This is a genomic window from Streptomyces sp. NPDC041200, from assembly GCF_055591805.1.
Map to the genome: position 1 here is coordinate 1 of NZ_JBVIZF010000084.1, position 11,384 is coordinate 11,384.

The 11,384-nt window shown below is 71.5% G+C and carries 12 protein-coding genes; 8 read left to right on the forward strand and 4 right to left on the reverse strand.

What is annotated here, in order from left to right; translation table 11 throughout:
* Window positions 1–631, forward strand: a 631-nt coding sequence (locus tag ACZ6CL_RS42170; protein ID WP_468946699.1) for an amidase domain-containing protein, incomplete at its 5' end; no start/stop codon positions are given.
* 57 nt (window positions 632–688) lie between these two features.
* Here the strand turns inward: ACZ6CL_RS42170 and ACZ6CL_RS42175 are convergent.
* Window positions 689–1,360 (reverse strand): TetR/AcrR family transcriptional regulator, encoded by a 672-nt coding sequence (locus ACZ6CL_RS42175; RefSeq protein ID WP_468946701.1) that lies wholly within the window; start codon window positions 1,358–1,360, stop codon window positions 689–691.
* 231 nt (window positions 1,361–1,591) lie between these two features.
* Here ACZ6CL_RS42175 and ACZ6CL_RS42180 point away from each other — a divergent pair, with 231 nt between their 5' ends.
* On the forward strand, window positions 1,592–2,548 hold the full coding sequence (locus ACZ6CL_RS42180) for an ADP-ribosylation family protein (RefSeq protein ID WP_468946703.1): 957 nt from the start codon (window positions 1,592–1,594) through the stop codon (window positions 2,546–2,548).
* Window positions 2,549–2,558: 10 nt separating this feature from the next.
* Here the strand turns inward: ACZ6CL_RS42180 and ACZ6CL_RS42185 are convergent, their stop codons facing one another.
* Both ACZ6CL_RS42185 and ACZ6CL_RS42190 read right to left on the reverse strand, forming a co-directional pair.
* Window positions 2,559–3,098: an AAA family ATPase gene (locus tag ACZ6CL_RS42185; protein ID WP_468946706.1), complete on the reverse strand. Its 540-nt coding sequence runs from the start codon at window positions 3,096–3,098 to the stop codon at window positions 2,559–2,561.
* Between the two features lie 112 nt (window positions 3,099–3,210).
* On the reverse strand, window positions 3,211–4,434 hold the full coding sequence (locus ACZ6CL_RS42190; protein ID WP_468946708.1) for a cysteine desulfurase-like protein: 1,224 nt from the start codon (window positions 4,432–4,434) through the stop codon (window positions 3,211–3,213).
* Window positions 4,435–4,591: 157 nt separating this feature from the next.
* Between ACZ6CL_RS42190 and ACZ6CL_RS42195 the strand changes: the two genes are divergently transcribed.
* The 4 genes from ACZ6CL_RS42195 to ACZ6CL_RS42210 all read left to right on the forward strand — a co-directional run bounded on the left by ACZ6CL_RS42195 (window position 4,592) and on the right by ACZ6CL_RS42210 (window position 8,542).
* A complete protein-coding gene (locus ACZ6CL_RS42195) occupies window positions 4,592–5,743 on the forward strand; it encodes an AI-2E family transporter (RefSeq protein ID WP_468946711.1) in 1,152 nt (383 codons plus the stop codon).
* 36 nt (window positions 5,744–5,779) lie between these two features.
* A complete protein-coding gene (locus ACZ6CL_RS42200) occupies window positions 5,780–6,229 on the forward strand; it encodes an RrF2 family transcriptional regulator (protein WP_385443870.1) in 450 nt (149 codons plus the stop codon).
* A gap of 99 nt (window positions 6,230–6,328) precedes the next feature.
* A complete protein-coding gene (locus ACZ6CL_RS42205; RefSeq protein ID WP_468946714.1) occupies window positions 6,329–7,525 on the forward strand; it encodes a globin domain-containing protein in 1,197 nt (398 codons plus the stop codon).
* A 198-nt stretch (window positions 7,526–7,723) separates the two neighbouring features.
* Entirely contained in the window at window positions 7,724–8,542 is an 819-nt protein-coding gene (locus ACZ6CL_RS42210) for a class I SAM-dependent methyltransferase (RefSeq protein ID WP_468946716.1), read from the forward strand.
* Between the two features lie 386 nt (window positions 8,543–8,928).
* Here ACZ6CL_RS42210 and ACZ6CL_RS42215 read toward each other — a convergent pair whose 3' ends face one another.
* The gene (locus ACZ6CL_RS42215; protein ID WP_468946718.1) at window positions 8,929–9,855 is read right to left on the reverse strand and encodes an alpha/beta fold hydrolase; all 927 of its coding nucleotides are present in this window, start codon (window positions 9,853–9,855) and stop codon (window positions 8,929–8,931) included.
* 662 nt (window positions 9,856–10,517) lie between these two features.
* Between ACZ6CL_RS42215 and ACZ6CL_RS42220 the strand changes: the two genes are divergently transcribed.
* Window positions 10,518–11,108: a TetR/AcrR family transcriptional regulator gene (locus tag ACZ6CL_RS42220; protein ID WP_468946720.1), complete on the forward strand. Its 591-nt coding sequence runs from the start codon at window positions 10,518–10,520 to the stop codon at window positions 11,106–11,108.
* Window positions 11,109–11,228: 120 nt separating this feature from the next.
* On the forward strand, window positions 11,229–11,384 hold a 156-nt coding region (locus ACZ6CL_RS42225; RefSeq protein WP_468946722.1), incomplete at its 3' end, for a transposase.

Consider the following 11,384-nt stretch of genomic DNA (forward strand, 5'->3'; position numbering starts at 1 on the left):
CGGCGGGAAGTGGGAGCTGACGGGCATCAGGCCCACGGACGAGGGCCCCGTGGCCATCAACGAGCCCGCCACGGTGTCGGTGAAGAAGGCGGCGGCGCTGCCCAGCGCGACGCCCGCGGCCACGACGAAGCCGTCCCAGCAGGTGACCAAGCCCGCGGGAGCGTACAACTACGCGGCGATGGCCACGTACGCGGAGAAGTACTGGAGCAACTACAACCCGGCCTACCGGAAGTTCAACGAGGCCGGCGGGGACTGCACCAACTTCATCAGCCAGGCCCTGAAGGCGGGCGGCTGGAAGCACGCGCCGGGCGACGCGCTGGACTACCGCACCTGGTGGTACGACACCTCCACCCAGGCCACGTCCTGGGTGGGCGCCAACGAGTGGTCGTGGTTCACTCTGGACGCCAAGCGGGCGACCAACCTGGCGAACGTGTACCACATGGGTGTCGGCGACGTCATGCAGATGGACTTCGACCGGGACGGGTCCAAGGACCACACCATGATGGTCACGTACCGCTCCTCCAGCGGTGTCCCGTACCTGACCTACCACTCGGTCAACACGTACCGGAAGTCGGTGGCGAGCATCATCGCCTCCAACCCGAACTCGCTGTACTACGCGTACCGCACCTGACCGGACCTGCCGGTGACCGTGGCCTCCGCCCCCTGGGCGGGGGCCACGGTCCGTTCGTCAGGCGCGGTGTTCGGTGGGCGCGTTGTCCGCCGTCGCCGGTGTCTCGCGGCTGAACGCGTGCTCCGGTTCCGGGTGGCCGGGGCCGGGGCCCGGGAGGTGGTGGGTGGCGCCGGGGCGGAGGCCGTCGAGGTGGACGGCGATGTGGCGGCGGGCGGTGGCGTCGAGCCACTCGGGCGGGGTGTTGGGAAGGGGGCGGCTGATCATGGCCGCGGCCATCAGCAGGTCGGTGGAGTTGACGTCGTCGCGCACCGCGCCGCGCTCCCGGCCACGGGTGAGGACCGCGTCCAGGCAGCCGGTGATGCGGTGGCGCAGGACGGTGGCTTCCTCGTCGTGGAAGGCCGGGCCGCCGAACAGCGGGAGGACGAGGCGGGAGCGCTGTTCGACGACGCCGGTCAGGAAGCGTTCGACGGCCCGCAGCGGGGCGTCGGGGCCGCCCTCCTCGGCCGCCTCCTGCGCGGCCCGCGCTTCGGCCAGCACGGTTTCGTAGCCCTCGACGGCCACCTGGCGGCAGAGTGCGGCGCGGTCGGGGAAGCGGCGGTAGAGCGTCGCGATGCTGACGTTGGCGCGGCGGGCGATGTCGTCGAGAGGTGCGGCGATGCCGTGCTCTCTGAACATCGCGCGGGCCGCGTCCAGGATGCGCAGCTGGTTGCGGCGGGCGTCGGCTCGCATCGGGGGCTTCGACCGTATGGATTCCTGACCGTCCCTCACGTCCTCCGCGCCTTCCTTCCGTGGGCGTACGGCCCCATGGGCGTACGGCATGCCGTGGATCACACCGCACGGGTGAGCCTAGCCGGGCGGTGAGCGGGATCCGACCGTTGAGTGCGGGGCGTCGGCGGCCCGGGGCGGTTCGGTAGCCTCGGTCCTCGTCACGGTGACCAGGTGTGGATCGGGGGATGTTCGGTGGATGGGACGAGGGCGGACGTCGAGGAGCGTGTCCGGCGCGACTGGGGGCTCACGCTGCCGGAGTCGTTCTTCCGGCTGATGGAGTTCCTGGGACGTCTGGGGCCCGTCGAACGCCGGGCGCTGGCGGACATGGAGGTGTCCCCGTACGGTGTCGCGGACGTCTACGAGACCCCGGGCGCGCGGCCCCGCGAGGGCGTCGATGTGCGGGTGCACGGGCGTTACTACCGGGATCCACCGGAGTTCCTGACGTTTCTGCACGGCGGGTCCGACGGGCTGCACTACGGGCTGTGGTCCGACGACGGCCGCACGTGCGAGGGGATCGCCTCGTACTACACCCACGACGGTGGCGGGATCGAACGGCGCGCGGGGACACCGCTGGAGGCGGTGCGGGCGCTCCTGGAACGTCACTGGCAGGACCTCGCGGACGACGACGGGGACGAGGAGTACCTGGCAGGGCGACGGTCGGGGCTCGAGGCGCTGCGGCTGGCGCTGACCGGTTTCGAGACCGGGGACCGGCCGGAGGTGGGGATCGCCTACTCCACGCTCCACGATGCCGCCCTCCTGTCCGTCGACCCGGCGCGGATCACCACCCTGGACGGTGCGGGCGCGCTCGTCGCGGGCCGCACCGCACTGGACCGGCCGCCGCAGGGCGGCGCCGACGATGACGCGTTCGCGCGGTTCATGTACGGGTTCTTCGACGACCGCGCGGCCGTGGAGCGGAGTGTGGAGGAGGCGCGGCGGCGGTGTGCGGCGGGGGATCCGGCGGAGGCGCTGGTACTGGGGCGCGATCTGCACTGGGCCTCGGGGCGCGAACCGGCGCTGGAGGAGTTCGCGCGGGATCTCCTCGCGGCGGCCTACGGTGCGCTGGACCGCCCCGCGCTGGCAGGGATCGCCGCCGCACATCACCACCACCGTGATCTGCCCCGGGTCGACGTGCTGGTCCCGGGCTGCTGAACGGGCGTCGTCAGGGGGTGCCGGCCCAGCCGGTGGCGGCGACCAGCTCTCGTGCGATGTCCACCACCAGCCGCCCGTCGGTGGCCACGCGCAGGGTGTCCGCCGGGGCCTGCTCGTCCAGGAGGCGGGCCTTGCGGGCGCTGCCGCGCAGTTCATGCTCCAGTTCCGAGCCGAGTTCCCGGCCGGTCAGCCGCTCCTCCGTCGTGGTCTCCGAGGCGGTGAGCAGGACGCGTACGATCCGGGCGCCGGGCCCGGTGGCGCGCTCGATCATGTCCGTGGTCGCGGGCAGCACGCTCACGGTGTTGGTGTACACGAGGCGCCGGTGGCCAAGCGCGGCGTAGTTGGCCCAGATCGCCGTCAGGTTGCGTTCGGCGATCTTCCTGCGGCGCGGATCGTCCTCGGGGGCCGGGTGGATCTGGGCCAGGTAGTCCCCCTCCAGGATCGTGTGGGGCACCGACGCGGCGCGCAGCTGCGCGGACACCTCCCAGCCGACCGTCGTCTTGCCGACGCCCGCACGTCCTCCGATGACGAGTACTTCGGTGTGTTCCATGGAGGCATGGTGTCAGTCGCGCGTCGCGGCCGTGTTCGCCTTCGGCCACGGACTGGTCCGCCCCAGGGAGGGGCCCGTGGCGGGGCGTGAATACGGCCGTCCGGGCACTGCGCTAGCACTGCTCGGCGGCGTCCGACGACAGGAAGTCCGACAGGCCCGCCAGCAGCCGGTCCACGTCCTCGGTGCTGGTGTAGGGGGCCAGTCCGACGCGGAGTGCGCCGGTGTCGCCGAGGCCCAGCCTGCGGGAGGTCTCGATCGCGTAGAACGCTCCGGACGGCGCGGCCACGCCGCGACCGGCCAGGTAGCGGTAGGCGTCGGTGGTGTCGCGGCCGTCGATGGTCAGCAGGAGGGTGGGGGTGCGGTCCGCCGCGCGGGACAGGACGGTGATCGGGTCGAGGGCGGCCAGCCCCTTGTCGAGGCGCAGCCGCAGCGCGTCCTCGTGCTCTTCGAGGGCCGCGTACGCCGCCGCCAGGCGTTCGCGGCGGCTGCCTCGCGCCCGCGGGTCCAGACCGGCGAGGAAGTCGACGGCGGCGCGGGTCCCGGCGAGGAATTCGTACGGCAGGGTGCCCAGCTCGAACCGCTCGGGGACGGCGTTCGTGGAGGGAAGCAGCTTGTCGGGACGCAGGGTTTCCAGGAGGTCGGGGCGGGCCGCCAGGACGCCGAGGTGCGGGCCGAGGAATTTGTACGCGGAGCAGGCGAAGAAGTCCGCGCCCAGTCGGTCGAGGTCGACGAGGGAATGGGCCGTGTAGTGCACACCGTCGACGTACAGCAGCGCCCCGGCCCGGTGGGCGCGCCGGGCGATCTCCGGTATCGCCGGGCGGGTGCCGATGAGGTTGGAGGCGGCGGTGACGGCGACCAGCCGGGTGCGCTCGCTCAGGACGGCGCTGATGTCATCGGGGGTCAGCTCGCCCGTCGCCGGGTCGAAGTCGGCCCAGCGCACGGTGGCCCCGGCCCGGGCCGCGGCCTGGATCCAGGGGCGGACGTTGGCGTCGTGGTCCAGGCGGGTGACCACGATCTCGTCGCCCGGCGACCACGTCGTGGCGAGCGTACGGGAGAAGTCGTAGGCCAGTTGGGTGGCGCTGCGGCCGAAGACGACCCCGGTGGGGTCCGCGCCGAGCAGGTCGGCCATCGCCTGCCGGGCCGCCGCGACGATCGCCTCGGCGTTGCGCTCCCCCGCGGTGGTCCGGCCCCGGTTGGCCAGCGGGTGCGCGAGTGCGTCGGTGATGGCCTCGATGACGGGTACGGGGGTCTGGGTGCCGCCGGGACCGTCGAAGTGGGCGGTACCGGCCGTCAGAGCGGGAAACCGCGCGCGGATGGCGGTGATGTCGTACGTCACGGCAACTCCTTGCTGCGGTGCGGTGGGCGGTCGGCGGGTGAGGCACCGTGGTGATCGATTATGGAGTTCGCCGGGGCTGTGGGGAACAGCGCCTGGAGCGTGATCAGGCGCGGATCCGGCCGCCCTGATTGAATCATCACATCAGGCCTGTAACGGGATGAAAGGTCGTCCCGTCCCGCCGTGCGGCGCTGGGGCGGACCGGCGTGCGGAGGGTGGTGGCATCGGCGTGAGCAGCGAGTCTCCCCCTCCGGGACCCGGCGCGGACGGGGCGGGCGACCGGGTGCACCCCGGGCTGCGGCTGGCCGCCGCGTACGCGTGGCGGCTGCTGGCCGTCGGGGTGGCGGTCTATCTCGCGTTCACCGTACTGGGGCGTTTTCAGCTGGTGGCGGTCGCGGTGTTCCTGGCACTGGTGGGCACGGCACTGCTGCGGCCACTGGCCGATGTGCTGGCGCGCAGACTGCCCCGGCCGTTCGCGGTGGCGCTGGCGGTGTTCGGGAGTCTGCTGGTGGTGCTGGGGCTGCTGGCGCTGGTGGGCAGCGCGGCGGCGGGCGAAGCGGGCAGGCTGGTGGGCGAGTTCCGCGGCGGGATCGGCCGGATCACGCGCTGGCTGGAGGGGCCGCCGTTCCATGTCCGGCACCGTACGCTGACCGGACTGCACGAAAGGATCGGCTCGTTCGTCTCGGCCCATCGCGCCACGCTCATCAGCAGGGCGCTCAGCAGCGCGGGCCGGGCCGTGGAAGCGCTGACCGCGGCGGCGCTGGCGCTGTTCTGCTCGCTGTTCTTCGTCCATTCCGGCGACGGGATGTGGCGGTGGTTCCGCGAGCAGCTTCCGGAGGCGGCCCGCTCCCGGTGGGACCGGGCGGGCCGGGCGGCCTGGAGCACCTTCGCGGGGTACACCCGGGGGATCATCCTGGTGGCGGCCGCCAACGCGGCCCTGGTCGGTCTGGCCCTGTTGCTGCTGGGGGTGCCGCTGGCGCTGCCGCTGACCCTGCTGGTCTTCTTCGCCACCTTCATCCCGCTGATCGGCTCGCCGATCGCGCTGGCGGTGGCCACGGTGGTGGCGCTGGCGGGGCGGGGGCCGGTGATCGCCGCGGTGGTGCTCGTGCTCATCGTCGTGGTCGGGCAGTTCGAGGGGCATGTGCTGCATCCGCTGGTGATGAGCTGGGCGGTGCGGCTGCATCCGGTGGTGGTGGCGATCTCGGTGATCGCGGGAGGCATCGTGGCGGGGGTGGTCGGCGCGATCGTGGCCGTCCCCATGGTGTCGGTGGCCTGGTCCGTGAGCCGTGCCGTGCGCACCCCGCCCTCATAAATTGCATCTTAGATTCGCATTATCTAATCTGCTGTCATGCGGCTGACGAAATCAACCGACCTGGCTCTCCGCGCCATCATGCGACTGGCGGTCACCGGAACCGAGCCGTGCACCGCACGGCAGATCGCCGGGGAGATGCGGGTGCAGTACAGCCACTTGGCGAAGGTGGCCGCCCGGCTGCAGCATCTGGGCCTCATCGAGACCCGGCGGGGGCGCGGCGGCGGGCTGGTGCTCACCGAGACCGGCCGCACCGCGTCGGTCGGCCAACTGGTCCGGGAACTCGAAGGGGCCGGTGAGGTGGTCGACTGCGAGGGCGACACCCCATGCCCCCTCCGGCAGGGCTGCCGGCTGCGGATGGCACTGCGGCAGGCGCAGGAGGCGTTCTTCTCCTCGCTCGACCCGCTGACCGTCACCGACCTGGTCGACTCCCCCACCGGGCCCGTACTGCTCGGGCTGGTCGGCCGGGGCCCGGGGGCGGACCGGTGAGGCGAATCCCTCTCTCCCGCACCCCTGCTTCGGCGCTGGCCATGCCGGGTTTCTTCGCGCCGTTGAATACGAATATTACGTACCACTTAGGAGCCGGTGATGCTCTCCCAGAAGTCCACTGACACCGTCCGCGCCACCCTGCCCGCCGTCGGCGCGGCCATCGGGTCCATCACCGACCTGTTCTACCGGAAGCTCTTCGAGGCCCACCCGGAGCTGCTGCGGCACATGTTCAACCGGGGGAACCAGGCCGCCGGGGTCCAGCGGCAGGCCCTCGCCGGCGCCGTGGCCGCGTTCGCCACCGCGCTGGTGGAGCACCCCGATGTCCGCCCCGACGCGATGCTGACCCGGATCGCGCACAAACACGCCTCGCTCGGGGTGAGCCCCGCTCAGTACCCGCTGGTGCACCGCCATCTGTCGGCCGCGATCGCGGAGGTGCTCGGTGACGCGGTCACCGAGGATGTCGCAGCCGCCTGGGACGAGGTCTACTGGCTGATGGCAGGCGCGCTCATCGAGATCGAGCGGCGTCTGTACGCCGAGCAGGGCGTCCTGGCGGGCGGGACGTGGCGGCCGTGGGAGGTGGCCGAGAGGGTCCAGGAGACCGCCGACGTCGTCACGTTCCGGCTGCGCCCCGCGGACGGCCGCCCGGCACCGGCCTTCGCCGCGGGCCAGTACGTCTCGGTCCAGGTCGAACTGGCCGACGGGGCGCGCCAGATCCGCCAGTACAGCCTGACCAACCCGCCCGGTGCGACGGTGCGCTCCATCACCGTCAAGCGGGTGCGCGGCGACTCGGGGCCGGACGGCGAGGTCTCGGCCCATCTGCACGAGCAGGTCCACGAGGGCGATGTGATCAGCGTGTCCGCCCCGTACGGCGACCTCGTGCTCGACTCCGGGGACGCGCCGCTGCTGCTGGCCTCCGCCGGTATCGGCTGCACCCCGATCGTCGCCATGCTGGAGGACCTGGTCGACCGGGGGCACCAGGCCCCGGTGATAGCGGTCCACGCCGACCGCTCCCCCGCCGACCACGCGCTGCGCGCCGATCAGGAACGGCTGGCCACCAAGCTCAGCCAGGGCTCCGCACACCTCTGGTACGAGCGGCCGGAGGACGTCGGGCCCACCGCGCACACCGGCCGGATGGACCTGTCCGGCATCGAGATCCCCGAGGGCGTCCACGCCTATCTCTGCGGGCCGCTGGAGTTCATGCGTTCGGTGCGCGCCCAGTTGCTGGAGCGCGGTGTGCGGCCGTCGGCCATCCACTACGAGGTCTTCGGCCCCGATCTGTGGCTCGCGCAGGGCTGACCCCGGCTCACCCGACCGCTGTTTTCGGTCGTCTTGGCCAGCCGCCGGGCCCGGATTCTGGCGTGAAGGACCCGAATGGCCCAGGGCGCGGTCGCCTTGGCCGGGGCACTCGTGGGACGGTACGCATCACGGATTCCGCCCATCCCGGATGAATCGCCGGAAATGGCCGTCGGTACCCCCGCACTCGACCGAGGAACCATGGATCGCGAAAAGATCACTCTCACCGGTACGCAGGAGACGATGCTCGCCACGCTGTACGGCAGGGCGGTGGACAGCCGCTCACCGCACTCCGTCCTGGGCGATCACACGGCCCAGGAGGCGGTGGCGCGCGTCGCCTACGACTTCGGCAAGACCGGCATGACGGAGACCACCGCGGTCGGCATCGCGCTCCGGGCCAAACAGCTCGACGACTGGACTTCCGCGTTCCTGGCCGAGCACCAGAAGGCGACCGTGCTGCACCTGGCGTGCGGGCTGGACACCCGGGTCCACCGGCTCGACCCGTCGTCGTCGGTGCGCTGGCTAGACGTCGACTACCCCGACGTCATCGAGCTGCGGCGGCAGCTGCTGCCGCAGCCGTCGGGGAGCTACGAGATGATCGCCTCCTCGGTGACCGAGGAGGCGTGGCTCCGCGAAGTCCCCGACGACCAGCCCACCGTGGCCGTCTTCGAGGGGCTGACGATGTATCTGCACAAGGAGGAGGGCAAGCGCCTCATCCAGCGGATCACCGATCGCTTCCCCGGCGGCCAGCTGCTCTTCGACGTCTACGGGTCGCTGGGCATCCGCCTCCAGAAGATGGTGCCCGCCGTACGGAACGCGGGAGCGACGCTGCACTGGGGCCTCGACGACCCACGGGAGATCGAGGCTTGGCACGACGGGCTGACCCTGATGGACGCGGTGCGCAGCGTCGACATGCCGGGGATGGAGGCGATGCCCACCACGGGCAGGATGAGCATGAAGGTGATGGCACACCTGCCCGGCTTCAAGGACGTGGGCCGCATTCTGCGCTACCGCTTCTAGGCCGTGTTGAAGAAGTGCGGGTGAGGGGTCGCAGCCATTCAGCGATGGCGGCAATAGTTCCCGGTTGGCCGCGCGGGCGGCGGCGAGGTCCTGGTCGCGTTCTTCGAGCTGGAGCCGCAGGTCGGTGATGCCCTGCTCGAGGGCGGTGTTCTGCTGCTTGAGCTCGTCGATGTCGTCGGAGGCACCGAGCCCGGATTCCCGCCACGCGTGCTCGCCGGCCAGGCGGGAGAGCCAGGCCCCTCCCGCGGTCACCCCCGCCTGGCCTCCGCCCGGCGCGGGCTTAAGGGCCAACAGTTATGGACCTGCGGCGGCAGGCGCATCCGGGACAGGCGTCCCTGGCGGCGGTGCGCCTGGGCGGGTGCGCGGCCGGGCAGGCCTGAGCGGCGTCAGTCGCCGTCGGCGATGAAGTCGGCTATCGCGGCAGCGACGGCTTCGGGCTGCTCATCGGGGATGAAGTGCCCGGCGCCGGGCACGATGACTCCGGTGGTGTTGTCGGCCCATGGGCTGATGGAGGCCGCCATGTCCGGGATGGAGCCGTGGCTGCTGGATATTCCGAGGACGGGCACGGTCAGGTGCTGCTGGTTGAGCGCCTGGTGGTTCTTGCGCGCCGACTCGGCGGCGTCTCGGTAGTAGGCGAGGGAGGCGCGGAGGCCGCCGTCGGCGGCGAGGGCCGCTGCGTAGTGGTCGAGTTCGGCGTCGTCGAATGTGCCGGGAGCGAGGGCCTTCACCTTCAGGAACCAGCCGACGTACTCCCGTTCGCGGCCGGCGAGCAGGGTCTCGGGCAGGTCGGGCACGAGGTGGAACGCGAAATGCCAGGTCTTCCACGCCCGGGCCGGGTCGGTGGGAATCGTTTCCGGGAGGGTGATGCCGGGGATTCCGGCGTCGAGCAGGGCGACCCCGCGCAGTTGGCTTTCGTAGTTGAGGGCGAGGGAGAAGGCCACCCAGGCGCCGATGTCGTGGGCGGCCAGCCAGTAGGCCGGCACTCCGAGTGCCTTTACGGCGGCGTGGACGTGGGCGGCGACCGTGTGGGTGTCGTAACTGCGCTCCGGGCGCTCGGAGTGGCCCTGGCCCGGCAGGTCGATCGCGATGACGCGGAACCGGCCGGCGAGGCTGGTCATGACCTTTCGCCAGGCCCGCCAGCTTTGCGGGAACCCGGCGAGCAGGACGACAGCCGGGCCGGCCGGCTGGCCGCCCTCGACGGCATGAAGGCGGATGCCGTCCGCGTCGACCCAGCGGTGGGTGAATCCGGCCAGGTCGTGCAGGGGCAGGTCGCGGACGGGGTTACTTTCGGAGACGGTCATGGGATCCTCCATCGGTGTTGGGGTGCGCTGGTCCGGCGGTTCGCCCGAGGACCAGGCCCGCGAGGGCGATGCAGATGACGAGGGTGGCCAGCGTGGTGCTCGAAATCCGGGTCCCGGCGGCCTGATCGATAAGGCCCAGCAGCAGGACGGGGACGACGAGCCCGGAATCGATGAACCTCAGCCCGGTTGCCGGGATCGCACAGTGCGTCCGTGGCGCCGAGGCCGTGGCGGAGCAAAGTCCCCACAGCTGCCCCGGCGAAGACGGTGCCGACGATGAAGACAGGCGCGGAGCGGATCCAGAGCGCCGCCTCGATGACGATCATCCCGATGGCCAGCAGGGCTGTCCCGGTATTGGGTCTCAGGGTGGCCGGCGGCGCGACGACCTGAGCCAGCAGTGCGCTGATGAACAGGATTCCGACGCCTGCGCCGATGACGGCCAGGTGCGATATGCCCAGGTCGTCGCGTAGGAACGCGGGCGGCCAGAGACGAGAAGAAGCCGTTCACGGACGACGGCGGCGGCCGGGGTTGCGTGGTGCGCCTGCCGCGCTGGCTCAATGTGCGGGGGACGCCCGGTCATGATCACGCCCGAAGGCTAGCACATCTTGAACCGATCAGTTCAAGATAGAATGATGGGCAGCATCCGAAACACCGACACACCGGCAAGGAAGTGTTACGTGGCAGGCAAGAAGCAGTTCGACACGGACACGGCGCTCGACGCCGCGATGATCCAGTTCTGGCGCGCCGGCTACGCCGACACCTCAGTCGACGACTTGTCCCGGGCAACCGGCCTGAACCGCAGCTCGATCTACTCCTCGCTCGGCGACAAGGACACGCTGTTCCTGCGCTGCCTGGATCGCTACGCCACGCGCTACGGCGACAAGTACGACGCCGCCCTGTCGTGTGCGGCCTCCGAGCCTCTTGCAGCTGTCCGCGCGTTCTTCGACGTCACCCTCGAGCGCATCGCCGATCCCGAACTGCCCGATGGATGCCTGATCGCCCAGTCGGCCATGGCGATTCCGGTGCTGAGCCCGGCCGTCGCGGCGCACGCCAGGCAGGCGCTCGGCTTCCAGAGTATGCGCCTGCGCGCCGCGCTGAAGGCCGGCCGACTGACCGACCAGGACGCCGAGGCCTTCGCTGTACACGCGGCGGCCGTGAACCAGTCTCTCGCCGTCATGAGCAGAGCCGGGGCGAGCCCGGCACAGCTCCTGGCCGTAGTGGACGTGACCGTTGACGCGCTCTCGCAGGCGTTGCGCGCGCGCAACTAGGCCGTTTTCCCCTCCGCGGCCGGGCGGCAGGACCTTGCCGATGATGAGTGGCGTGTGCTGGAGCCCCTGCTGCCTGCGGGGAAGCGGCCGGGGCGACCGCCGAAGTAGAGCAGGCGGCGGCTGACCGACGGGATCCGCTGGCGGGCACGGGCCGGGTCGCCGTGGCGCGACGTCCCGCCGGAGTACGGTCCCTGGCAGTCCGTCTACGGACTGTTCCGCCGCTGGCAGCGGGACGGCACCTGGAGGCCCCTGCTGGCCGCGATCCAGGCCCTGGCG

Coding starts and splice junctions, on each gene's coding strand:
- ACZ6CL_RS42175 (WP_468946701.1), bottom strand. CDS start 1,360: ATGCGAGCCGACGCCCGCCGCAACCAGCTGCGCATCCTGGACGCGGCC.
- ACZ6CL_RS42185 (WP_468946706.1), bottom strand. CDS start 3,098: ATGGAACACACCGAAGTACTCGTCATCGGAGGACGTGCGGGCGTCGGC.
- ACZ6CL_RS42195 (WP_468946711.1), top strand. CDS start 4,592: ATGAAAGGTCGTCCCGTCCCGCCGTGCGGCGCTGGGGCGGACCGGCGT.
- ACZ6CL_RS42200 (WP_385443870.1), top strand. CDS start 5,780: ATGCGGCTGACGAAATCAACCGACCTGGCTCTCCGCGCCATCATGCGA.
- ACZ6CL_RS42205 (WP_468946714.1), top strand. CDS start 6,329: ATGCTCTCCCAGAAGTCCACTGACACCGTCCGCGCCACCCTGCCCGCC.
- ACZ6CL_RS42210 (WP_468946716.1), top strand. CDS start 7,724: ATGGATCGCGAAAAGATCACTCTCACCGGTACGCAGGAGACGATGCTC.
- ACZ6CL_RS42215 (WP_468946718.1), bottom strand. CDS start 9,855: ATGGAGGATCCCATGACCGTCTCCGAAAGTAACCCCGTCCGCGACCTG.